Consider the following 21859-nt stretch of genomic DNA (forward strand, 5'->3'; position numbering starts at 1 on the left):
ACTCCTTAGCACCCACCGCACAGGGGTGGCGTCGATCAAAAGTGGGAAGAGGCCGGGTTCAGCGGCTGGCCAGGTCCAGGTCGCCGAAGATCCGTTCCAGGCGCATCCGCGCTTCATTGCGCTGGGCCTGGGACTGGAGGTATTGCAGGCGCGCCGCGACCAGGGTGCGCTGGGCATCGAGGACATCCAGGAAGGCGAACTTGCCGCGTTCGAAGCCACGGGTGGCGGTGTCTTGCGCCTGTTGCGCCGAAGGCAGGATGGCGCTTTCGAAGGCGCGTACTTCCTGGTTGGCCGTGCCCCACTGGGCCAGGGCCTGGATCACTTCACTGCGCAGGCGCAACTCGGCGCCGTTGCGCTGGTCGCGGGCCTGGTCGGCACGGCGGGCGGCGGCGAGGATGTTGCCCTGGTTGCGGTCGAACAACGGAATCGGCAAGGACAGCCCGACCACATTGACGCGCTCGCGATCGGTTTCGCTGTACTGGCTGCCGACACTCACCGTCAGGTCGGGAATGCGCTGGGTGCGGGCCAGTGCCAGGGCCGCTTCGCGTTGGTCGATCTGCAGGCGTGCCAGACGCATGTCGGCGGTCTGTTCAAGACGCTCGAGCAGTGCGGTTCGGCTGGGCACGGCGGCGTCAGCGTTGCGACCTTCGACCCGGCTGAAACGGGCCATGGGTGCGCCGGTGACCGCCGCCAGTTGCTGGTAGGCAACCGTCAACGCCTGCTCGGCACGCCCCCGCTCCAGGCGCACTTCCGACACCTGTACCTGGGCCCGCGTCGCCTCCACCGGCGATGCACTGCCAGCCTTGACCCGCCCCTGTACCACCTGCAGGCCACGCTCACTCAGTTGCAGCGATTGCTCGGCCAGTTGCAGGCCTTCCTGAGCCTGCACGGCGGCCTGGAAGGCGGCGATCACATCGGCACGCAGGACGTTGCCCTGACGCTCCAGCTCCAGCGCGGCGATATCGGCATCGCGTCCGGCAACGCCCAGGCGCGCCCCGCGCTTGCCGCCCAGCTCGAACATCTGGCTGACGCTGACCGTGGTGGTTTGCTTGCCGTTACGGGTGTCTTCGACTTCCCAGCCCAGTTCCGGATTGGGCAGCACACCGGCCTGGCGCCGCTCGCCTTCGGCGATATCGATGCCCCAGCGCACCGCCGCAAGCTCAGGATTGTTGTCCCGGGCGGCCCGCAGGGCGTTGTCGAGCGTCAGCGCGCCACCTTCGGCCAGCGCCAGTGACGGCACGGCCAGCAACGCCAGCATCAGCAATATGCGGCCACGGCCTTTGCCGGGACGGTCCAGGGTGCAAAACATGGCGAACTCCTGCGCCTTTTTCGGAGTTCGCACTGTAGGTAGCGGGGTTTATCCCCAAGATGACTCGAAAATTACAAATCTGTAATCCAGCCGAAGTCGTGGAGAAGATGCCTTAGTATCCGCCGCTCAATGCCATTGCAGCGCTTGACCTTGCAGCTACTTCAGGGTTGAGAATCACCGTTTTTTACTTCACCGGGTCATTTCATGCGTTTACTGATTATCGAGGACGAGCTTCGTACCGCCGAGTACCTGCAGCAGGGCTTGAGCGAAAACGGCTACATCGTCGATTGCGCCCACAGCGGTGCCGACGGCCTGCACCTGGCCCGCCAGCAGCCCTACGATCTGATCATCCTCGACGTCAACCTGCCCGGGCTCGATGGCTGGACCGTGCTGCAGCGCCTGCGCGCCGACTCAAGCACCCGCATCATGATGCTCACCGCCCACGGCCGGCTCTCGGACCGGGTCAAGGGCCTGGACCTGGGCGCCGACGACTACCTGCTCAAGCCCTTCGAGTTCCCCGAACTGCTGGCACGCATCCGCAGCCTGCTGCGACGCAACGACCAGGCCTTGCAGCCCAATACCCTGAAAGTCGCCGACCTGGAACTGGACCCGGGCCGGCACCGTGCCTACCGTGGCGGCCAGCGCATCGACCTGACCGCCAAGGAATTCGCCCTGCTGCACCTGCTGATGCGCCAGAGTGGTGAAGTGCTGTCGCGCACCCAGATCATTTCGCTGGTCTGGGACATGAACTTCGACTGCGACACCAACGTGGTCGAAGTCTCGATCCGCCGCCTGCGGGCCAAGATCGACGACCCCTTTGACGACAAACTCATCCATACCCTGCGCGGCGTCGGCTACGTGCTCGAGTCGCGCGAATGAAACCGGCCCGCCTTTCCCTGCGCCTGGGCCTCAGCGTCAGCCTGATGGGCGCCGCCCTGGTGTTGCTGCTGGCCTGCCTGTCGGTGTTCGCCCTGGACCATGAACTGGACAGCCGTGCACGCAAGAACCTCGCGGCCAAAATGCCGCAGATCGAACACAGCCTGAAGCTCGACCTCGAAGCCGGCACCCTCCAACCCCGCGCCCATCCGTTGCTGGATGTCGTGGTCGGCCATGACAACCTGAGCCTGAGCGTAATCGCCCTGACCGGCCGGCACTCTGCGCTCCTGACCCTCGGCCCGGGGCTGGATGCCGATGCCCTGCTGCAGATTCCCAGCGACAGGCACCTGTCCTTCAGCCACTGGCGTGACAGTGACAACGAACACCTGCTGACTGCCTCGCGGCTGATGCGCCTGCAGGACGGTACCGACGTGCGGGTGCTGCTCACGGTCAACCGCGCCGACGACGCCGCCCTGCTGCAGGCCTACCTGCGCTCGACGCTGCTGGCCCTGCCCCTGCTCCTGCTGCTGATCGGCTTCGGCGCCTGGAAACTGGTACAGCGCAGCCTGACCCCGTTGCACCGGTTTCGCCAGATCGCCGAACAGGTCTCGGCACAGCAACTGACCTTGCGCCTGCCGGAGCAGGACCTGCCCCAGGAACTGGCCGACCTGGCCAGGGGCATGAACGTGATGCTCGACCGACTGGATGGCGGCGTGCAGCAGCTGTCACAGTTCTCCGACGACCTGGCCCATGAACTGCGCACCCCCATTGGCAACCTGATGGGCAAGGCCCAGGTCACCCTGTCCCGGGAACGCCCCATCGAAGCGTACAAGGAGGTCCTCGAAACCAGCATCGAGGAGCTGACCCGGCTCAACCGGATCATCAACGACATGCTGTTTCTGGCCCAGGTCAGCCAGCCGCAGACCCAGATTCCGCTCAAGCCGGTGGCCCTGGCCGACGAGGCGACGCGGGTCAGTGATTTGTTCGAGATCAGCGCTGAGCAGAAAGGTATCCGCCTGCGTCTGCAGGGTTGGGGTACGGTCATGGCAGATCGGCTGATGGTGCAGCGGGCGCTGTCCAACCTGTTGAGCAACGCCATTCGCCATAGCCCGGACGAACAGACCATCGATATCGGTATCGAGCGTTGTGGTGATGACACCTGCCTTTGGGTGGAGAACGCGGGGCCGGGTATCGATGCAGAGCACCTGCCGCATCTGTTCGAGCGCTTTTACCGCGCAGGTTCAGGGCGTTCGCGGCTCGAAGGTGGCACCGGGCTGGGGCTGGCGATCGTGAAGTCGATCATGGCGGTGCATGGTGGGCGGGTTGAGGTGAACAGCGAGCTGGAGGGGCTGACCCGGTTCAGCCTGTTTTTTCCGCACGTCGCGGAATAAGTACCGGCCCCATCGCCGGCTCCCACAATAGCTACAGGCAGCTTCATGACTTGTGGGAGCTGGCGAAGCCGGCGATCGGGCCAGCAGCCGAACTCAATGCCGGCTGGCCGCCATGATCAGCGCCTTCATCTCCGCCACCGCCGACTTGAAGCCGACGAACAGCGCATGGGCCACCAGGGCGTGGCCGATGTTCAGCTCGTTGATACCCTTGATCGCGGCAACCGCTTCGACGTTGTGGTAGTGCAGGCCGTGACCGGCATTGACGATCAGGCCCTGCGCCAGGCCAAAGGCAACGCCGTCGGCCACACGCTTGAGCTCTTCGGCCACCTCGGTCGGGGTTTCGGCGTCGGCATAGCGACCGGTGTGCAATTCGATCGCCGGCGCACCCACGCGGCGCGAGGCCTCGATCTGACGCTCGTCGGCGTCGATGAACAGGGACACTTCCGAACCCAGGCGCGACAGGCGCTCGACCGCCGCCTTGATCCGCGCTTCCTGGCCAGCCACGTCCAGGCCGCCTTCGGTGGTCAGCTCCTGGCGGGTTTCCGGCACCAGGCAGATGTGCGCCGGGCGAATGCGCTCGGCAAAGGCCATCATCTCTTCGGTGACGCCCATCTCGAAGTTCATGCGCGTCTGCAGCACGTCCTTGAGCACCAGCACGTCGCGCTCCTGGATATGCCGACGGTCTTCGCGCAGGTGCACGGTGATGCCGTCGGCCCCCGCCTCTTCGGCGTCCAGCGCGGCCTTGACCGGGTCGGGGTAGCGCGTGCCACGCGCCTGGCGCAGGGTCGCCACGTGGTCGATGTTCACGCCGAGCAGCATGCGGTTGCTTTGAGTCACGAAGAGGCTCTCCTGAAAATTGAGCCTCACAGCATACGACGTGCTCAGCGCTTGCGAAACAGTTCGCGACTGACCAGTGGCCGTCCGCCCAGGTGCACGGCCAGTGCCTGGCGCATCAGGCGCTTGGCCGCACTCAAGGCGCCGGGGGCATTCCAGTCCGCTTCGGCCATGGCAAGCAGCTCGGCACCGCTGAACAGGCCGGGTTGCAGCAGGTAGACGCGCTCAAGTCCGGCATCGACCTGCAAGCGGTACCAGCCATCGACGACCAGGGGCTCGCCGTTGACGTCCTGGTCCAGGGCGAAGGCGTAGCCAAGCTCGTCCAGCAGGCGCCATTCGAAGGCGCGCAACAGCGGCTCCAGCGGCCGACCGGCCGCCAGGGCCTGCAAGGTCGCGGCGTAGTGCTCGAACAGCACAGGCTGGGGATCTTCGGCCGGCAACAGGCGAATCAGCAACTCGTTGAGGTACAGACCGCTGAACAAGGCATCGCCATGCATCCAGGCGGCCACACCGACACTGTCCAGGCGACCGACCGTCTTGAGCTCGCCGCGACCGCGAAATTCGACTTCAAGGGGTACGAAGGGGCGCGCCTGGCTGCCACCCTTGCCCCGAGCACGACGCAATACCGCGCGCAGGCGCCCTTGCGGGGTGAGGAAATCCACCAGCGCACTGGTTTCACGGTAGGCCCGGCTGTGCAGCACGAACGCCGGTTGGCCGACTGGCAGATCCATGAGTGGCGCTTCGACAGAGGTTGGGCCCGGCAGCCGCTGCCGCCGGGCGTGGTGCGATCAGAGGTCGCCGTAGCCCAGCGAGCGCAGGGCGCGCTCGTCGTCGGACCAGCCGCCTTTGACCTTGACCCAGAGGTTGAGCATGACCTTGGCGTCGAACAGTACTTCCATGTCCTTGCGCGCTTCGGAACCGATGCGCTTGATCCGCTCGCCCTTGTCGCCAATGATGATCTTCTTCTGGCCGTCACGCTCGACCAGGATCAGGGCGTGGATGTGCAGGATCTTGCCCTGCTGCTTGAACTCTTCGATTTCTACGGTGATCTGGTACGGCAACTCGGCGCCCAGCTGGCGCATGATCTTCTCGCGCACCAGTTCCGCGGCCAGGAAGCGGCTGCTGCGGTCGGTGATCTGGTCTTCCGGGAAGAAGTGGTCGTTTTCCGGCAAGTGCTTGGCGATCAGGCCTTCCAGGGCGTCGAGGTTGTGACCCTGCTGCGCGGAAATCGGCACGATCTCGGCGTTCGGCAGTTGCTCCTGCAGCCATTGCAGGTGCGGGATCAGCTCGGCTTTCTCTTCGATCCGGTCGGTCTTGTTGATCGCCAGGATCACCGGGCCCTGCACGTACTGCACGCGTTCGAGCACCAACTGGTCTTCATCGGTCCACTTGGTGCGGTCAACCACGAAGATCACCACGTCGACGTCCTTGAGGGCGGCCGAGGCGGTCTTGTTCATGTAGCGGTTGAGCGCCTTTTCGTTGCTCTTGTGCATGCCTGGGGTATCGACGTAGATCGCCTGGACATCACCCTCGGTCTTGATCCCGAGCATGTTGTGCCGGGTGGTCTGGGGCTTGCGCGAGGTAATCGCCAGCTTCTGGCCGAGGATATGGTTGAGCAACGTCGACTTGCCGACGTTGGGGCGGCCGACAATGGCGACATAGCCGCAGCGGGTTGTGTTGGTATCAGTCATTGCCATTCTCCACGCCCAGGGCGATCAGTGCTGCGGCAGCCGCGACCTGCTCGGCGATACGCCGGCTGACGCCTTGCCCTCGGCTTTTTTCAGTCAAAAGGGTCACTTCACATTCGACGAAAAACGTCCGGCAATGGGGTTCACCTTGGATATCCACCACTTCATAGCGCGGCAGCTCACAGGCCCGCGACTGCAGGAATTCCTGCAGGCGGGTTTTCGGATCCTTGTTGGTATCGACCAGGGTCAGGCTCTCGAACTCGCCGGTCAGCCAGGCCAGCACGCGCTCGCGGGCGGTCTGCATGTCCGAATCGAGGTAGATCGCGCCAATCAACGCCTCCAGGGCGTCGGCCAGGATCGATTCGCGGCGGAAACCACCGCTTTTCAGCTCACCGGAGCCCAGGCGCAGGTACTCGCCCAGGTCGAAGCCACGGGCCAGCACGGCCAGGGTCTCGCCCTTGACCAGTCGTGCCCGCAAGCGCGACAGCTGGCCTTCGCGGGCCTGGGGGAAGCGCTCGAACAGCGCTTCGCCGGCGACGAAGTTGAGGATCGCATCGCCGAGAAACTCGAGGCGTTCGTTGTTGCGCCCGGCAAAACTGCGGTGCGTCAGGGCCAGCAGCATCAGCTCCTGGTTCTTGAAGGTGTAGCCGAGCTGGCGCTCGAGGCGGCTCAAGGAAACGCTCACAGTGTACCCACGCGCAGTTCGTGGTCGATATTCAACGCTTTGTTCAAATCAACATCCTGAAAGACTGTTTGGCTCATGCCCACCGGCATCGGCGGCCCAGGTGGATCCGCGGACCCTCTGGACACAGCCTATGCCAGAAATGCATTCGGCGCTGTCCCAGGACAGCGCCGTTGTCGTGTTACTGGATCAGGCCCACTCGCGACAGGCTCGGGAAATGGCTGAGCTTGGGCTCTGGCCAGCTCATCCAGACCGCGAAGGCCTTGCCGACGATATTCTGGTCCGGGACCATGCCGTGCAGCGCCTTGGGAATGTTGGGGTCATCCCAGTAGCGGCTGTCGTTGGAGTTGTCACGGTTGTCGCCCATCATGAAGTAATGGCCGGCCGGGACAGTCCATTGCTGGTCAGGCGGCATGCGGTAGCGGCTCATTTCCTTGCGGATCAGGTGCTCGGCCGCGCCCAGTTTTTCCTTGTACAGCTCGGCGCTGCCCAGGGTGCCTGGCTCGGTGCCCACCAGTTGCTCGGCAATCGGCTGGCCGTTGACGAACAGCTTCTTGTCGCGGGTGTAGCTGATCTGATCACCCGGAAGGCCCACTACACGCTTGATGTAGTTGACGTTCGGGTCGCTCGGATAGCGGAACACCATCACATCGCCGCGTTGCGGGTCACCTACCTCGATGACCTTCTTGTCGATCACCGGCAGGCGGATCCCGTAGGAAAACTTGTTCACCAGGATGAAATCGCCCACTTCCAGGGTCGGCTTCATCGATCCCGACGGGATCTGGAACGGCTCGACCAGGAACGAACGCAGCACCAGCACGATGAACAGCACCGGGAAGAACGACTTGCCGTACTCGACCAGCAACGGCTCCTTGTTCAACTGCTCGACCACGCCCATCTCAGGCTGGCTGACGCTGCCTTGATAGTTGGCGATCGCCGCACGCCGGCGCGGGGCCAGGAACAGCAGATCGATCAAGGCCAACAGACCGCAGACGGCAACGGCGATGACTAGCAACAGCGGGAAATTTAGCGACATAGGACCTAACTATCCAACCTGAGCACGGCGAGGAAGGCTTCTTGTGGAATTTCCACGTTGCCGACCTGTTTCATGCGTTTCTTACCGGCCTTCTGCTTTTCCAGCAGCTTTTTCTTACGGCTGACGTCACCACCGTAGCACTTGGCCAGTACGTTCTTTCTGAGCGCCTTGACGGTGGTCCGCGCGATGATCTGGCCGCCGATAGCCGCCTGGATCGCCACGTCGAACATCTGCCGAGGAATCAGTTCCTTCATTTTTTCGGTCAGCGCACGGCCTTTGTAGGCCGCGTTGTCGCGGTGCACGATCAAGGCCAGGGCATCGACCTTGTCGCCGTTGATCAGCACGTCCAGCTTGACCAGGTTGGCCGACTGGTAGCGATCGAAATGATAGTCCAGCGACGCGTAGCCGCGGCTGGTCGACTTGAGGCGGTCGAAGAAGTCCAGGACCACTTCGTTCATCGGCAGGTCATAGCGCACCTGCACCTGGCTGCCGAGGAACTGCATGTCGCGCTGCACGCCACGCTTCTCGATGCACAGGGTGATGACGTTGCCCAGGTGCTCCTGTGGCACCAGGATGGTCGCGGTAACGATCGGCTCGCGGAAATCGGCGACCGCCGCGGCGTCTGGCAGCTTCGACGGGTTGTCGACGGTGATGGTTTCACCGGTCTTGAGTTCGAGCTCGTAGATCACGCTTGGCGCCGTGGTGATCAGGTCCAGGTCGTATTCGCGCTCCAGGCGCTCCTGGATGATCTCCATGTGCAGCATGCCGAGGAAGCCGCAACGGAAGCCAAAGCCCAGCGCATCGGAACTTTCCGGCATGTACTGCAGCGAGGAGTCGTTGAGCGTCAGCTTCTGCAGGGCATCGCGGAAGTCTTCGAAGTCGTCGGAGCTGACCGGGAACAGGCCGGCGTAGACCTGCGGCTGGATTTTCTTGAAGCCGGGCAGCACTTCGACTTCAGGCGTCGACGACAGCGTCAGGGTATCACCCACCGGCGCGCCGTGAATGTCCTTGATGCTGGCGATGATGAAGCCTACCTCGCCCGCTTTCAGATCGGCGGTCTGGGTGTGTTTCGGCGTGAATACACCGACGCTGTCGACCAGGTGCACCTTGCCGGTGGACTTGACCAGGATCTTGTCGCCTTTCTTCACCCGGCCCTGACGCACACGCACCAGGGAGACCACGCCCAGGTAGTTGTCGAACCAGGAGTCGATGATCAGTGCCTGCAGGGGCGCTTCGATGTCACCGGTCGGCGCCGGGATGGTCTGCACCAGGCGCTCGAGCACCTCGTCCACGCCCATGCCGCTCTTGGCGCTGCAGGCCACGGCGTCGGCGGCATCGATACCGATGATCTTCTCGATCTCGTCCTTGACCTTGTCCGGATCGGCCTGGGGCAGGTCCATCTTGTTCAGTACCGGCATGACCTCAAGGCCCTGCTCGATGGCGGTGTAGCAGTTGGCAACCGACTGGGCCTCGACGCCCTGGCCGGCATCGACCACCAGCAGCGCACCTTCGCAGGCGGCCAGGGAACGGCTGACTTCGTAGGTGAAGTCGACGTGACCGGGGGTGTCGATGAAGTTCAGCTGGTAGGTTTTGCCGTCCTGCGCCTTGTAGTGCAGGGTGACGCTGTGGGCCTTGATGGTGATACCGCGCTCACGCTCCAGGTCCATGGAATCGAGTACCTGAGCTTCCATTTCACGCGCGGACAGGCCACCGCACATCTGGATGAAACGGTCCGCCAGGGTCGACTTGCCATGGTCAATGTGGGCGATGATGGAGAAATTGCGGATATGACTCAAATCACTCACGGGTCAACACTCAAAAAGGCTGCGGGACGAACGCCCACCGAAAAATAGCCGGGAATTGTACCTGAAGCTTAAAGGTTATGGGAGATTCCGTATCGTCAATCGCGGGGCAAGCCCGCTCCCGCAGGTGGGAGCGGGCTTGCCCCGCGATTGACGCACCGTGGACGAAAAAGGGCGGCCCAGGCCGCCCTCCTCCGCTCAATCCGGCTTATTCAGCCAGCTTGAAGGTGATGAAACTGGCGCGCCCCTGACGCAGCACGCGCATGGACACCGAGCGGTTCTTCGGCAGTTCCTTGGCAATTTCGGTGAACTGCTTGGCCGACAGGATCGCCTGGTTGTTCAGGTGACTGATGACGTCACCCGGACGCAGGCCGATCATGGCCGCAGGGCCTTCCTGGACTTCCTTGATGACCACGCCACCCTTGAGTTCCAGGGCTTTTTTCTGCTCGGCGGTCAGGTCCGACACCGACACACCCAGGCGGTTGCTGCTGCGCTCGACGCCGCCGTTGAGGCTGGAAACGACTTCGGCATCGTCGTCGGGCAGTGCGCCAATGGTGATGTCCAGGTTCTGACGCTTGCCGTTACGGATGATGTCCAGCTTGGCCTTGGCGCCATCTTTCAGGCCACCGACCAGGTGCGGCAGGTCGGCGGACATGACGATCGGCTGGCCGTTCAGGCTCAGGATCACGTCGCCCACCTGCAGGCCACCCTTGGCGGCCGGGCCGTCTTCCAGGACCTGGGCTACCAGGGCACCGGCCGGCTTGTCGAGGCCGAAGGACTCAGCCAGGTCCTTGTTGACCTCCTGGATCACCACGCCGAGCCAGCCGCGGCTGACCTTGCCGTCTTTCTTCAGCTGATTGGAGACGTCCAGTGCCACATCGATCGGAATGGCGAACGACAGGCCCATGAAGCCGCCGGAGCGGGTGAAGATCTGCGAGTTGATACCCACCACTTCACCGTTCATGTTGAACAGCGGGCCGCCGGAGTTACCCGGGTTGATGGCCACGTCGGTCTGGATGAACGGCACGTAGGTGTCGTTGGGCAAGGTACGGCCCTTGGCGCTGACGATACCCTTGGTCACCGAATGGTCGAAGCCGAATGGCGAGCCGATGGCCAGCACCCACTCACCGACCTTGAGTTTCTCGGAATCCCCCAGCTTGACGGTCGGCAGGTCCTTGCCTTCGACCTTGAGCAGGGCCACGTCGGTGCGTGGGTCGGTGCCGACCAGCTTGGCCTGCAGCTCGCTGCGGTCCGACAGGCGGACGATGATTTCATCGGCGTCGGCGACCACATGGTTGTTGGTCAGTACGTAGCCATCGCTGGAGATGATGAAGCCCGAGCCCAGCGACTGTGCTTCACGCTGGCGGTCACCACGCGGCGAACGCGGGGCCTGGGGCATGTTGCGCTCGAAGAACTCGCGGAACATCGGCGGCAGGCCTTCCAGGTCCGGCACCTGGCCGGTGGCGTACTTGCGATCCGGCAGTTTCTGCTTGGTACTGATGTTCACCACCGCAGGCGACGCCTGCTCGACCAGGGTGGTGAAGTCCGGCAGGGCTTCGGCCTGGGCGGTGACCACCTGACCGAGCATGAGCACGGCGGCGAACAACGATAGGTAGGTTTTCAAGCGTGGTATTGACATACGGCTCCCGTCACAACGAGCGTGGTTAGCAGTAGGGTCCTGCAGAAGCAGGAAAGGCCAGTCCCCGAAAGGACTGACCTATAGAAAAGTTTTGAGTTTTTTGCAAACTGCAAAGCTTGCCAATCATGTCAGCCAAGACGCCCTCGACTGCTCTGATCCATGCATTCTCATTGCTGCGCCTGGCCGTCCTGGGCACGCATCGACAGGGCAATTCGTTCGGCCGTACCAATCGGGATTTCACCGACCACGGTGACCATCACTTCACCCTTGGGTGTGGTCAGGCGTCGGGAAACGGCCACGGTAGGCCCCAACTGGGTGCGGATATCCGCTGCCGAGCCACTCTCCAGGGATTCGAGGAACACCGAGAAGCGTGCCAGGCCATCGTCGTACATCAGGCTGCTGACGGCACCCTTGCCTTGAGAATCCTTGCGTACCGAACTGTCGATCAGCTCGAACCCTGGCGGCAGCCAGTCCGAGCGCCAGCCAGTGGCCGGTTGCGCGGCCTGCGCCGCTGCCTGGGCAACGGGCTTGCACTGCCCACCCGCCTTGAGCTCGTCGTCGCTGGGGGCCTGGGCGGTGTCCAGGCGGGCGAACTGGAAACGCTCCAGCAGGCGGCCCTTGTCGTCGAGCATCAACGATTTGAGCGGCAGGCCGGTTTCACGATCAAGGTGCAATTCGAACGCGTAGCGGTGCTGGTCACGAGGTGTGAGGGTCACAACGACCGCACCACGGCCCGCGACCCGCGACTTGCCGGCAACCCCGAGGTCGTACCAGCTCATCAGTTTCAGGGGATCAAGCACTCGCGCCGCCGAGTCCGGCGTGTTGTCCACGCCCGAAACCAGGGTTCCGCTGACGCACTGGGTATGCCCGTCGACACGCACAACTTCCTGGGCCGGGCCATCGAGCTGCAGGAGTCGCTCGCTGACCTTGCCGTCCTGGACACGGTGCCAGATGTTGTGGGTGGAGAAGCTGCCGTTACGTTCGTAAACGAAAATACCCTGATAGCTCTGCTGTTGCTCGGCCTGGGCCAGCTTCTTGAGCCAGTCACCCGCCTCGGGAGACGAGTTGGCCGCATGGGCCGGCAGTGTCAGCCAGCCGCCCAGCAACAGCGGTACAAGAGGTAGCGCGCGCATGATCCTCCCTACTTAGCGATTTTCCAGGCTGGCCGCGCGGGCGTATGGCAGGGCGCTCTCGGTGCCTTTGAGGGCCGCTTCCTGAGCATGCTGGCGCAGATAGCCGGGCAGACGCTGGTCATGCCAGCCGGATTGCCCTTGCAGCACGCCATTGGCCATCGGGCCAGGCTGTTCTGCACTTTCACTATAGCCTGCCAGCACGGCGGGGCCTTGAACTTGTGGCACGGTCACACCCTGCTGGGCAGGTTGCTGGGCAGCCAGCTGAACGCCACTGATCTCATCCTGGTTGTACAGGCGCACACCGGCCAGCACGGCCACGGTGACCGAGGCGGCCACGGCCAGACGACCCAGGCTGCGCCATGGACCACGGTTGACCTTGACGGGTGCGGCTTCGTCGGCCAGGGCGGCGGACACGGCAGAGGCGATATCCAGGCGGGGCAGCACCAGTTCCTTGTGCATGGCCGCACGGGCAACCTGATAGCGCGACCAGGTGGCACGGGTTTCGGCGTCGTCGACGGCGTTCAACACCCGACGTAATTCCAGTTCGTCCGCTTCGTTATCCATCACCGCGGACAGCGATTCCTGCAAAGCTTCACGACTCATGGCGGTTCCTCTCTTGGCTGTCGCCGCTGTCTCAGGTTTCCTGCAACAACGGCTGCAGGGCTTTGTCTATGGCCTCCCGAGCGCGGAAGATTCGAGAGCGCACGGTACCTACCGGACACTGCATGACGCTTGCAATGTCCTCGTAACTCAGACCATCGAATTCGCGTAAAGTTAACGCCGTACGCAAATCTTCTGGCAGTTGCTGGATGGTCCGATGGACGGTACCTTCGATCTCATCTCGCAACAACGCACGCTCGGGGGACTCCAGATCCTTGAGGCCATGATCGCCGTCGTAAAATTCCGCATCCTCGGAACTCACATCGCTGTCCGGTGGCCGCCGACCGCGGGACACCAGATAGTTCTTTGCCGTGTTGATGGCAATGCGGTACAGCCAGGTATAAAAAGCGCTGTCACCGCGAAAATTACCAAGCGCCCGGTAGGCTTTGATAAAAGCTTCCTGCGCCACATCCTGGGCTTCATGGGTGTCGTGTACGAAACGCACGATCAACCCGAGAATCTTGTGCTGATACTTCAGCACCAACAGATCGAACGCTCGCCTGTCGCCACGCTGCACGCGCTCGACAAGCTGCTGATCCTCTTCCTGGGTTAGCATGAACACTCCTCATTGGACTTGAAGGAGCACTGCGTCAAGCTTCGTTCAGGCCTGCAACCATAGACTCGGGCTTTTCGCAAAAGTTCTCCCCTCCAAGCAAGTTTCCTGCGGCCCTTGGTCGGCTCGCACGAAAAACGCAGCGCGGTCACGGCCGGCTGCGTCGATAATCGGGTCTCGAATACGCAGGCAGTGCCTTTTGATGGGCCGCTACCGTGCGTCGCCGCGGCATTGTGGCGTGCGGACAGCCTTCTATGGATATCCACACAGGGTGGAAAGTTCCACAAAAAGCGCCCCAGCCTGCGCAAGCGCCATTGGAAATCAGGGCCTTGGGGCTGATATAAAGGCAGCCGATCCAGATTCACGATAGTTTCACATTGCCATAAGCGCCTGACTATTGTGCCGATCCCCCTCTTCAGATACTAGTGTCCTGACATGAGCCAACAATTCCAACATGATGTCCTCGTGATCGGCAGCGGTGCTGCTGGTCTGAGCCTGGCGCTGACCCTCCCCGATCACCTGCGTATCGCCGTGCTCAGCAAGGGCGACCTGGCCAACGGCTCGACCTTCTGGGCCCAGGGCGGGGTTGCCGCGGTGCTGGACGACACCGACACCGTGCAGTCCCACGTCGAGGACACCCTCAATGCCGGCGGCGGCCTGTGCCATGAAGACGCCGTGCGCTTCACTGTCGAGCATAGCCGCGAGTCGATCCAGTGGCTGATCGACCAGGGCGTACCCTTTACCCGCGATGAACACGCCGGCATCGACGACGGTGGTTTCGAGTTCCATCTGACCCGTGAAGGCGGCCACAGCCATCGGCGCATCATCCATGCCGCCGACGCAACGGGCGCGGCGATCTTCACCACCCTGCTGGCCCAGGCGCGCAAGCGGCCGAACATCGAACTGCTCGAACAGCGCGTTGCGGTCGACCTGATCACCGAACGACGCCTGGGCAAGGATGGCGATCGCTGCCTGGGGGCCTATGTCCTGAACCGCAACACCGGCGAAGTCGACACCTATGGCGCACGCTTCACCGTGCTCGCCACCGGCGGCGCGGCCAAGGTCTACCTGTACACCAGCAACCCCGACGGTGCCTGCGGCGACGGCATCGCCATGGCCTGGCGCGCGGGCTGCCGGGTGGCCAACCTTGAGTTCAACCAGTTCCACCCGACGTGCCTGTACCACCCCCAGGCCAAGAGCTTCCTGGTCACCGAGGCCTTGCGCGGCGAAGGCGCCCTGCTGCGCCTGCCCAACGGCGAACGTTTCATGCCGCGTTTCGACCCCCGTGAAGAACTGGCGCCGCGCGATATCGTCGCCCGCGCCATCGACCACGAGATGAAGCGCCTGGGTGTGGACTGCGTGTACCTGGACATCAGCCATAAACCCGCCGACTTCATCAAAAGCCATTTCCCCACCGTGTATGAGCGCTGCCTGACCTTCGGCATCGACATCACCCGCCAGGCCATCCCGGTGGTACCCGCCGCCCACTACACCTGTGGCGGGGTCATGGTCGACGACCGTGGCCATACCGACGTGCCCGGCCTGTACGCCATTGGAGAGACCAGCTTCACCGGCCTGCACGGTGCCAACCGCATGGCCAGCAATTCGCTGCTCGAATGCTTCGTCTATGGCCGCGCCGCAGCGGCCGACATCGAAGCCCACCTGGACCAGGTGAGCATGCCCAAGGCCCTGCCTTGCTGGGACGCAAGCCAAGTCACCGATTCGGACGAAGACGTGATCATCGCCCACAACTGGGACGAGTTGCGGCGTTTCATGTGGGACTACGTGGGTATCGTGCGCACCAGCAAGCGCCTGCAGCGCGCCGAGCACCGGGTGCGCCTGCTGCTGGACGAAATCGACGAGTTCTACAGCAACTACAAGGTCAGCCGCGACCTGATCGAGTTGCGCAACCTGGCCCAGGTGGCCGAGTTGATGATCCGTTCAGCCATGCAGCGCAAGGAAAGCCGCGGCCTGCATTACACCCTGGACTACCCGGGCATGCTCGACGAGGCCCGCGACACTATCCTGCAGCCGCCCACCTACGTCGACTGAACTTCAGGCGCACGCGCAGGCGCCGGTGTTGTACCGGTTCCAGCGCGTCATGAGCGATGCACAGGCCCTCACTCCAGAAACGCCCGGGACGGCGGTAGCGCAGCACGACCAGGCCCGGCAAGGCCAGGCTGTCGGGACGCAGCTGCACCGCTTGCCAACCCTGCGCCCGGCTGAACAACTGCCAGCCGCCGGCATCCCGACGCAAACCGCTGATGGCCTGGGAATGAGTGAGCAGGATACGCCGGGGAATCATCCAGCCAGCATGCAGCAAGCACACGCTAACGCCCGACAGGCGCATCCAGCCAGGCACTTGGAGAAGCGTCAGTGCAAGCAAGGCCAGCGCCAGGCTGGCCAGGTAGACCGCCAGCAGGCTGTTCGAGCCTTGCCAGCGGCATTCGAAGCGGTCACTTGGGCTGGACACGGTCCAGGATGATGCGAACCATGCGCTGCAGCTCCGGGTCTTCGGACTCGCTGCGTTCCATGAACCAGCCGAACATGTCCTGGTCTTCGCAGCTGAGCAAACGCTTGTACAGGTCACGATCTTCCTGGCTCAGGGTCGGGTAGACCTCCGCGCTGAACGGGACCAGCAGTACGTCCAGCTCGAGCATGCCGCGGCGGCTGTGCCAAAAGAGCCGGTTGAGTTCAGTTTGTTCGACCATGAAGCCCTCCTAAAATAGGCCGCCAGTATACAGAGCCAGCGCCCGGGGGACACGCGACGTTGGTCCGGACATCTGCGCAAAAAATGACAGAGGCCTTTACTCAACTACCTATTTTGCCGGTGGCGCTCTATCATGGCAGCCAGTCTTACTACCCTGCGATGACCCATGGCCGACTCCGCTTTTTTCTGCACCCTTTCCCACGAAGGCGTCCTCGCCGTCCGCGGCTCGGACGCCGGCAAGTTCCTGCAAGGCCAGCTGACCTGCAACATCAACTACCTGGGTGACAGCACCAGCAGCCTTGGCGCCCGTTGCATGGTCAAGGGTCGCATGCAATCGAGCTTTCGCATCCTGCCCGAGACCGACGGCTTCCTGCTGGCCATGGCCCGCGAGCTGCTCGAAGCACAGCTGGCGGACCTGAAAAAATATGCGGTGTTCTCCAAGGCCAAGCTGACCGATGACAGCGACGCCTGGGTGCGTTTTGGCCTGAGCGAGGGCCAGGCAGCCCTGTCGGCACTGGGGCTTGAAGCGCCGGCACAGATCGACGGCGTCACCCGCCATGAGGGACTGATCGCCATCCTGGTGTCCACCGGTCGCATCGAGTTGTGGGTGCCCGCCGAGCAGGCCGCCGCCGTGCAAGAAAAACTGGCCGCACACCTGCCCCTGGGCGCACTGAACGACTGGCTGCTGGGGCAGATCCGGGCCGGCATCGGCCAGGTCATGGCCCAGACCCGCGAGCTGTTCATTCCGCAGATGATCAACCTGCAGGCCGTTGGCGGTGTCAGCTTCAAGAAAGGCTGCTACACCGGGCAGGAAATCGTCGCGCGCATGCAGTACCTGGGCAAGCTCAAGCGCCGCCAGTACCGCGTGGCCCTGGCCAGCGACACAGTGCCCGAACCGGGTACCGAGATCTTCTCGCCGACCCACGGTTCTTCCGTGGGTGAAGTGGTCCTGGCCGCCCGCAGCGCAAACGGTTGCGAACTGCTGGCGGTATTGACCGCCGACGCCGTGGAGGACAACAACCTGCACCTGGGCAGCCCCGATGGCCTGGGCCTGACCCTGCTGGATCTGCCCTACGAACTGGACCGCGATCGCGAAATCCAGCGCTGAGCCAGCCCCCTGCCCCGGTGTACCGAACGCCGGGGCGCTCCTTGAATTGTGTTAGAGATACCCGATGAACAAGCTGGCCGAGATGGTCCAGACCCAGTTGCTGTCTGCCATCGATAACGATGACCTGGTACTGCCGACCTTGCCGGAGGTAGCCCTGAGCATCCGCGAGGCCGCTGAAGACAGCGAGATCAGCGTCAGCACCCTGAGCAAGGTCATCGGCCGTGATGCCGCCCTCTCGGCGCGACTGATCAAGGTGGTCAACAGTCCCCTGCTGCGCGCCACGGTCGAAGTCACCGACCTGCAGACCGCCATCACCCGCCTGGGCATCAACTACAGTTGCAACCTGGCCATTGGCCTGGTGATCGAGCAGATTTTCCACGCCCGCTCGGAGGTTGTGGAAAAGAAGATGCGCGAAGTCTGGACCGCCAGCCTGGAAGTGGCAGGTATCAGCTACGAACTCTGCCGACGCTACACCCAGCTCAAGCCCGACCAGGGCGCCCTGGCCGGCCTGGTGCACCAGATCGGCGTGCTGCCGATCCTGATCTACGCCGAAGAGCACAATGAACTGCTCTCCGACCCGGTATGCCTGAACTACGTCATCGACCAGATCCACCCGACCCTGGGCGACAAGATTCTCGGCAGTTGGGAATTTCCGGAACAACTGGTCAGGCTGCCCGGCCTGGTCCAGGACCTGGACCGCGGCACGGCGCGCGTCGACTACGTCGATATCGTCCAGATCGCCCGCGCCCTGAGCCCCACCACCGGCCCGACGCGGCCACTGGCGGCGCTGCCGGCCTACCGCCATCTGGGGTTGCCGACCGGCACCGAGCTGGAAGCCTGCGAGCTGCTCAATGCCCGCGCCTTGTTCCGCTAGTCGACGCTGAAGCTCACCCGCACCTTCAGACCGCCACGCTCGCCGTCGTGCAGGCTGATCTGCGCCAGGTGGGCGCGGCAGATTTCGCCGACGATGGCCAGGCCCAGGCCGGTGCCTTGGGGACCGCGCCGATAGAAGCGCTCGAACACCCGTTCGCGTTCATGTTCGGGGATACCCGGGCCATCGTCCTCGACCTCCAGCGTTCCTGGCGCACTGACCCGCAGGATCACATTACCGCCCTTGGGCGTATGGGCCAGGGCGTTGTCCACCAGGTTGCTGAGCAACTCGTTGAGCAAGGTCGGTTCGCCACGGACATGCACCGGCATTTCGGCTTCAAGCGCCAACGACACGCCACGGGCATAGGCCAGTGGCGCCATGGCCATGCCCAGCTCGCGGGCCAGCTGGCTGAGGTCGAGCAATTGGGCGCCGCCTTCGGCGATGGCGCGCGCGCCGTTTTCCACCCGCGCCAGCGACAGCAACTGGTTGGCCAGGTGGGTCAGGCGATCGGTGCCCTGGGCCGCCGACTCCAGGGTGTCGCGCCAGACCTGTGGCTCATTGGAACGCAAGCCCAGTTCGACCCGGGCCTTGAGCGCCGCCAGGGGCGTGCGCAGTTCGTGGGCGGCCTCGGCAATGAATTGCGCCTGGCGCTCGAACTGCTCGCGCAGGCGCTCGGTGAAATGGTTCAACGCCCGCACCAGCGGGCTCAGTTCACGCTGCACTTCGACCACCGGCAATGACCGCAGGTCATCGGGCTGACGCTCCTCCACGGCACTGCGCAGACGCTCCAGCGGACGCAACGCGGCGCTGACCGCGAACCACACCAGCATCAACGCCCCCAGCGCCAGCATGCCCAGGCGCAACAGGGTATCGGCCATCAGGCTGCGGGCCATGCGCACCCGCGCCTCCTCGGTCTCGGCCACGCGAATCTCGGCCATGCCGTTCATGTTCGGCTCGCTGACCGCCTTGAGCAGGCTCACCACACGCACGTCCTGGCCCAGGTAGCGGGCATCGTAGAAGCGCGCCAGGGCCGGGTAGTCGTCGGTGCGTGGTGTGCCGGGCGGCGGTGCGGGCAGGTTCTCGTAGCCGGAGATCAGCCGTTGATGGATATCGTTGACCTGGTAGTAGATGCGCCCGGCACTGTCGTAGGCGAAGGTGTCCAGGGCCACGTACGGCACATCGGCACTGAGGGTGCCGTCGCGCTGGGACAGGCCGGCGGCGATGGTTCGCGCAGACGCCAGCAGGGTACGGTCATAGGCGGTGTCGGCGGCCTCACGGCCGTTCCAATAGGCACTCAGGCCGCTGGCCAGCATCAGCACCACCAGCAGAAGCGCCAGGTTCCACAGCAGCCGCCCGCGCAGGCTGCCACTGTCACGCATCGCGGTGCTCGAGCAGGTAGCCGAGCCCCCTGAAGGTGACGATGGCCACCGCATGGCCATCGAGCTTCTTGCGCAGGCGGTGGATGTAGATCTCGATGGCATCGGCACTGGCTTCCTCATCCAGGCCGAACACCTGGGCCGCCAGCTGCTCCTTGCTCATCACCCGCCCCGGACGGGCGATCAGGGCTTCGAGCACGGCCTGCTCGCGTGAGGTAAGGGTCATCAACTCGTCGCCCAGGGTGAAGCGCCGGGTGTCCAGGTCATAGACCAGCGGACCGCAGCGCTGCTGGCGCTCGCCGCCGAGCACGCTGCGGCGCAGCAGGGCCTTGACCCGGGCCTCCAGCTCGGTCAGTTCGAACGGTTTGGCCAGGTAATCGTCGGCACCCAGGTTCAGGCCATGGACACGGTCCTTGACGTCGCTGCGCGCGGTCAGCATCAGCACCGGCAGGGTCTTGCCCCGGGCCCGCAGGCGCGCCAGCACCTCGAAACCGTCCATGCGTGGCAAGCCCACATCGAGCACCGCCACGGCGTATTCCTCGCTGGCCAGGGCCAGGTCGGCGGCCACGCCATCGTGCAGCACATCAACGGTCAAGCCGGTGCTTTTAAGGGCCTGGGCCACGCTTTCGGCCAGCTGCAGATGGTCTTCGACGAGCAGCACACGCATCGATTTCTCCAAGGTCGCGTCGCGGTCAATGGCGCGGAGTGTACAGCCGACAGCCCGCCTGTGAAGCCTTCGAATCAATCAAAAGCTGTTGAAAGGTTAGCGAAAGGTTGAGCCCCTAGCATCCACTCACGGCTCACTCTGCTTGCCGTACCACCGAGCCTTCAAGGTTCGAACTAATAAGAACAATAACGGAGTCTCTCCACGATGCTGTCCACACAGCCCCAGGCGCTTGCGCCTACCCGACGCTCGCCTTCCCGCCAGACCGCCGTTGCCGGAGCCCTCGCCCTTGCCGGGGTCGCGCCGCTGAGCCAGGCCGCCTTCTTCGATGACAGCAAGGCGACCTTCGAAACCCGCAACATGTACTTCAACCGCGACTTTCGCGACGGCACCAGTGCGCAACAATCCAAGCGCGACGAGTGGGCCCAGGGGTTCATGCTCAACTTCGAGTCGGGCTATACCGAAGGCCCCGTAGGTTTTGGTCTCGATGCCCTGGGGATGCTCGGCATCAAGCTCGACTCCAGCCCCGACCGCACCGGCACGGGCCTGCTGCCGACCCACGATGACGGATACGCCGCCGACGAATACTCCAAGCTCGGCCTGACCGGCAAGATCAAGTTCTCGGAAACCGAGCTGAAGATCGGCACCCTGATTCCGGAACTGCCGACCCTGCGCCCCAACGACGGCCGCATCCTGCCGCAGACCTTCGAAGGCGGCCTGCTGACCTCCGGTGAAATCAAGAACCTGACCTTCACCGGCGGACGCCTGGAAAAGGCCAAGGACCGCGACGACACCAACAACGAAGACATCGCCCTGAACAACAAGAACGGTCGCTTCCTCGGCACCGTTGCTGGCAACCACTTCGACATAGCCGGTGTGGACTACAAGTTCACCGACAAGATTACCGCAAGCTACCACTTCGCCCAGCTCGATGATGTCTACCGCCAGCACTTCGTCGGCATGATCGCCTCCCAGCCCTGGGGCCCCGGCACCTTCGGTGCCGACCTGCGCATGGCCTTCAGCGACGACCAGGGCCAGGCGCGCGGCGGCGACATCGACAACACCTCGCTCAACGGCATGCTCAGCTATGGCCTGCTGGGCCACAAGTTCAGCGCCGGCTACCAGCACATGTCCGGTGATACCGCCTTCCCCTATGTCGACGGCTCCGACCCGTACCTGGTCAACTTCCTGCAAATCAACGACTTTGCCGGTGCCGACGAGCGTTCCTGGCAGGCCCGCTACGACTACGACTTCGCCAAGCTGGGCATTCCCGGCCTGACCTTCATGACCCGCTACGTCAATGGCGACAACGTCAGCCTGGCCAATGGCGGCGAAGGCAAGGAGTGGGAACGCAACACCGAGTTCAAGTATGTGGTGCAAAGTGGCGCCCTGAAAAACGTCGCCGTGCGCCTGCGCAACGCCACCTACCGCTCCAGCTTCGCCCGCGATGCCGACGAAGTCCGACTGCTGGTGAGTTACAGCCTTGCATTGTGGTAATCCCCGATAACAATAATGCTCACGGAGATA

Annotated in this window: 21 protein-coding genes; 6 read left to right on the forward strand and 15 right to left on the reverse strand. The window is 63.6% G+C overall.

All coding sequences use genetic code 11. The features are described 5' to 3' along the window. Nucleotides 1–58: 58 nt before the first annotated feature. Nucleotides 59–1309 carry a TolC family protein gene (locus ACIQUS_RS19135; RefSeq protein WP_403049785.1) on the reverse strand — a complete coding sequence of 417 codons (1251 nt, stop codon included), beginning with the start codon at nucleotides 1307–1309 and terminating at the stop codon, nucleotides 59–61. Between the two features lie 204 nt (nucleotides 1310–1513). On the opposite strand from ACIQUS_RS19135, the gene ACIQUS_RS19140 reads away from it, so the two are divergent. After that, on the forward strand, nucleotides 1514–2188 hold the full coding sequence (locus tag ACIQUS_RS19140) for a heavy metal response regulator transcription factor (protein WP_403049788.1): 675 nt from the start codon (nucleotides 1514–1516) through the stop codon (nucleotides 2186–2188). After that, nucleotides 2185–3576 carry a heavy metal sensor histidine kinase gene (locus tag ACIQUS_RS19145; protein ID WP_403049791.1) on the forward strand — a complete coding sequence of 464 codons (1392 nt, stop codon included), beginning with the start codon at nucleotides 2185–2187 and terminating at the stop codon, nucleotides 3574–3576. The genes ACIQUS_RS19140 and ACIQUS_RS19145 overlap by 4 nt, the downstream gene beginning before the upstream one ends. Before the next feature lie 93 nt (nucleotides 3577–3669). Here ACIQUS_RS19145 and pdxJ read toward each other — a convergent pair whose 3' ends face one another. The 10 genes from pdxJ to rpoE form a co-directional block, all read right to left on the reverse strand. Beyond that, nucleotides 3670–4395, reverse strand: a complete 726-nt coding sequence (gene pdxJ, locus ACIQUS_RS19150; protein WP_403049859.1) for a pyridoxine 5'-phosphate synthase — start codon at nucleotides 4393–4395, stop codon at nucleotides 3670–3672. A gap of 62 nt (nucleotides 4396–4457) precedes the next feature. Beyond that, the gene (gene recO / locus ACIQUS_RS19155) at nucleotides 4458–5141 is read right to left on the reverse strand and encodes a DNA repair protein RecO (protein ID WP_403049794.1); all 684 of its coding nucleotides are present in this window, start codon (nucleotides 5139–5141) and stop codon (nucleotides 4458–4460) included. 57 nt (nucleotides 5142–5198) lie between these two features. Further along, entirely contained in the window at nucleotides 5199–6101 is a 903-nt protein-coding gene (gene era, locus ACIQUS_RS19160; protein ID WP_285864975.1) for a GTPase Era, read from the reverse strand. After that, nucleotides 6094–6783 (reverse strand): ribonuclease III, encoded by a 690-nt coding sequence (gene rnc, locus ACIQUS_RS19165; RefSeq protein ID WP_028943430.1) that lies wholly within the window; start codon nucleotides 6781–6783, stop codon nucleotides 6094–6096. The genes era and rnc overlap by 8 nt, the downstream gene beginning before the upstream one ends. A gap of 178 nt (nucleotides 6784–6961) precedes the next feature. Beyond that, a complete protein-coding gene (gene lepB / locus ACIQUS_RS19170; RefSeq protein ID WP_403049799.1) occupies nucleotides 6962–7816 on the reverse strand; it encodes a signal peptidase I in 855 nt (284 codons plus the stop codon). A gap of 5 nt (nucleotides 7817–7821) precedes the next feature. Continuing rightward, complete coding sequence (gene lepA / locus ACIQUS_RS19175) at nucleotides 7822–9621, reverse strand: translation elongation factor 4 (protein ID WP_403049801.1); 1800 nt, start codon at nucleotides 9619–9621, stop codon at nucleotides 7822–7824. Between the two features lie 205 nt (nucleotides 9622–9826). Next, on the reverse strand, nucleotides 9827–11206 hold the full coding sequence (locus ACIQUS_RS19180; RefSeq protein WP_403049862.1) for a DegQ family serine endoprotease: 1380 nt from the start codon (nucleotides 11204–11206) through the stop codon (nucleotides 9827–9829). Between the two features lie 218 nt (nucleotides 11207–11424). Next, nucleotides 11425–12390 carry a MucB/RseB C-terminal domain-containing protein gene (locus ACIQUS_RS19185; protein ID WP_403049804.1) on the reverse strand — a complete coding sequence of 322 codons (966 nt, stop codon included), beginning with the start codon at nucleotides 12388–12390 and terminating at the stop codon, nucleotides 11425–11427. Between the two features lie 12 nt (nucleotides 12391–12402). Beyond that, nucleotides 12403–12993 (reverse strand): sigma-E factor negative regulatory protein, encoded by a 591-nt coding sequence (locus ACIQUS_RS19190; protein WP_403049807.1) that lies wholly within the window; start codon nucleotides 12991–12993, stop codon nucleotides 12403–12405. A 31-nt stretch (nucleotides 12994–13024) separates the two neighbouring features. Continuing rightward, a complete protein-coding gene (rpoE, locus tag ACIQUS_RS19195; protein WP_010220971.1) occupies nucleotides 13025–13606 on the reverse strand; it encodes an RNA polymerase sigma factor RpoE in 582 nt (193 codons plus the stop codon). A gap of 432 nt (nucleotides 13607–14038) precedes the next feature. On the opposite strand from rpoE, the gene nadB reads away from it, so the two are divergent. Then, nucleotides 14039–15655 (forward strand): L-aspartate oxidase, encoded by a 1617-nt coding sequence (gene nadB, locus ACIQUS_RS19200; protein WP_403049810.1) that lies wholly within the window; start codon nucleotides 14039–14041, stop codon nucleotides 15653–15655. Here the strand turns inward: nadB and ACIQUS_RS19205 are convergent. Further along, nucleotides 15624–16076, reverse strand: a complete 453-nt coding sequence (locus ACIQUS_RS19205) for a protein YgfX (protein ID WP_403049813.1) — start codon at nucleotides 16074–16076, stop codon at nucleotides 15624–15626. The genes nadB and ACIQUS_RS19205 overlap by 32 nt on opposite strands. Further along, nucleotides 16060–16314, reverse strand: coding sequence for a succinate dehydrogenase assembly factor 2 (locus tag ACIQUS_RS19210; RefSeq protein ID WP_136474820.1), 255 nt, complete (start codon nucleotides 16312–16314; stop codon nucleotides 16060–16062). Before ACIQUS_RS19210 ends, ACIQUS_RS19205 begins: the two co-directional genes overlap by 17 nt. A gap of 165 nt (nucleotides 16315–16479) precedes the next feature. Between ACIQUS_RS19210 and ACIQUS_RS19215 the strand changes: the two genes are divergently transcribed. After that, nucleotides 16480–17421 (forward strand): YgfZ/GcvT domain-containing protein, encoded by a 942-nt coding sequence (locus tag ACIQUS_RS19215; protein WP_403049817.1) that lies wholly within the window; start codon nucleotides 16480–16482, stop codon nucleotides 17419–17421. A gap of 64 nt (nucleotides 17422–17485) precedes the next feature. After that, nucleotides 17486–18295: an HDOD domain-containing protein gene (locus ACIQUS_RS19220; protein WP_403049820.1), complete on the forward strand. Its 810-nt coding sequence runs from the start codon at nucleotides 17486–17488 to the stop codon at nucleotides 18293–18295. Here ACIQUS_RS19220 and ACIQUS_RS19225 read toward each other — a convergent pair. Then, nucleotides 18292–19671, reverse strand: a complete 1380-nt coding sequence (locus ACIQUS_RS19225) for a sensor histidine kinase (RefSeq protein ID WP_403049823.1) — start codon at nucleotides 19669–19671, stop codon at nucleotides 18292–18294. The two genes, ACIQUS_RS19220 and ACIQUS_RS19225, sit on opposite strands and share 4 nt — an antisense overlap. After that, a complete protein-coding gene (locus tag ACIQUS_RS19230; RefSeq protein ID WP_285864959.1) occupies nucleotides 19664–20335 on the reverse strand; it encodes a response regulator in 672 nt (223 codons plus the stop codon). Before ACIQUS_RS19230 ends, ACIQUS_RS19225 begins: the two co-directional genes overlap by 8 nt. Before the next feature lie 204 nt (nucleotides 20336–20539). On the opposite strand from ACIQUS_RS19230, the gene ACIQUS_RS19235 reads away from it, so the two are divergent. Beyond that, nucleotides 20540–21829 carry an OprD family porin gene (locus tag ACIQUS_RS19235; protein ID WP_403049828.1) on the forward strand — a complete coding sequence of 430 codons (1290 nt, stop codon included), beginning with the start codon at nucleotides 20540–20542 and terminating at the stop codon, nucleotides 21827–21829. Nucleotides 21830–21859: the final 30 nt, after the last annotated feature.

The organism is Pseudomonas sp. NPDC090755 (genome assembly GCF_044769005.1).
Lineage (GTDB): Bacteria > Pseudomonadota > Gammaproteobacteria > Pseudomonadales > Pseudomonadaceae > Aquipseudomonas.

Bases quoted from the DNA above. Each gene is read 5' to 3' on its own strand.
- ACIQUS_RS19220 (WP_403049820.1), top strand. From the start codon at position 17,486: ATGAACAAGCTGGCCGAGATGGTCCAGACCCAGTTGCTGTCTGCCATC.
- ACIQUS_RS19185 (WP_403049804.1), bottom strand. From the start codon at position 12,390: ATGCGCGCGCTACCTCTTGTACCGCTGTTGCTGGGCGGCTGGCTGACA.
- era (WP_285864975.1), bottom strand. From the start codon at position 6,101: ATGACTGATACCAACACAACCCGCTGCGGCTATGTCGCCATTGTCGGC.
- pdxJ (WP_403049859.1), bottom strand. From the start codon at position 4,395: ATGCTGCTCGGCGTGAACATCGACCACGTGGCGACCCTGCGCCAGGCG.
- ACIQUS_RS19235 (WP_403049828.1), top strand. From the start codon at position 20,540: ATGCTGTCCACACAGCCCCAGGCGCTTGCGCCTACCCGACGCTCGCCT.
- ACIQUS_RS19135 (WP_403049785.1), bottom strand. From the start codon at position 1,309: ATGTTTTGCACCCTGGACCGTCCCGGCAAAGGCCGTGGCCGCATATTG.
- ACIQUS_RS19210 (WP_136474820.1), bottom strand. From the start codon at position 16,314: ATGGTCGAACAAACTGAACTCAACCGGCTCTTTTGGCACAGCCGCCGC.
- rpoE (WP_010220971.1), bottom strand. From the start codon at position 13,606: ATGCTAACCCAGGAAGAGGATCAGCAGCTTGTCGAGCGCGTGCAGCGT.
- recO (WP_403049794.1), bottom strand. From the start codon at position 5,141: ATGGATCTGCCAGTCGGCCAACCGGCGTTCGTGCTGCACAGCCGGGCC.
- ACIQUS_RS19190 (WP_403049807.1), bottom strand. From the start codon at position 12,993: ATGAGTCGTGAAGCTTTGCAGGAATCGCTGTCCGCGGTGATGGATAAC.
- ACIQUS_RS19215 (WP_403049817.1), top strand. From the start codon at position 16,480: ATGGCCGACTCCGCTTTTTTCTGCACCCTTTCCCACGAAGGCGTCCTC.
- ACIQUS_RS19180 (WP_403049862.1), bottom strand. From the start codon at position 11,206: ATGCTCGGTCAGGTGGTCACCGCCCAGGCCGAAGCCCTGCCGGACTTC.
- nadB (WP_403049810.1), top strand. From the start codon at position 14,039: ATGAGCCAACAATTCCAACATGATGTCCTCGTGATCGGCAGCGGTGCT.
- ACIQUS_RS19225 (WP_403049823.1), bottom strand. From the start codon at position 19,671: ATGCGTGACAGTGGCAGCCTGCGCGGGCGGCTGCTGTGGAACCTGGCG.
- lepB (WP_403049799.1), bottom strand. From the start codon at position 7,816: ATGTCGCTAAATTTCCCGCTGTTGCTAGTCATCGCCGTTGCCGTCTGC.
- ACIQUS_RS19140 (WP_403049788.1), top strand. From the start codon at position 1,514: ATGCGTTTACTGATTATCGAGGACGAGCTTCGTACCGCCGAGTACCTG.
- ACIQUS_RS19145 (WP_403049791.1), top strand. From the start codon at position 2,185: ATGAAACCGGCCCGCCTTTCCCTGCGCCTGGGCCTCAGCGTCAGCCTG.
- ACIQUS_RS19230 (WP_285864959.1), bottom strand. From the start codon at position 20,335: ATGCGTGTGCTGCTCGTCGAAGACCATCTGCAGCTGGCCGAAAGCGTG.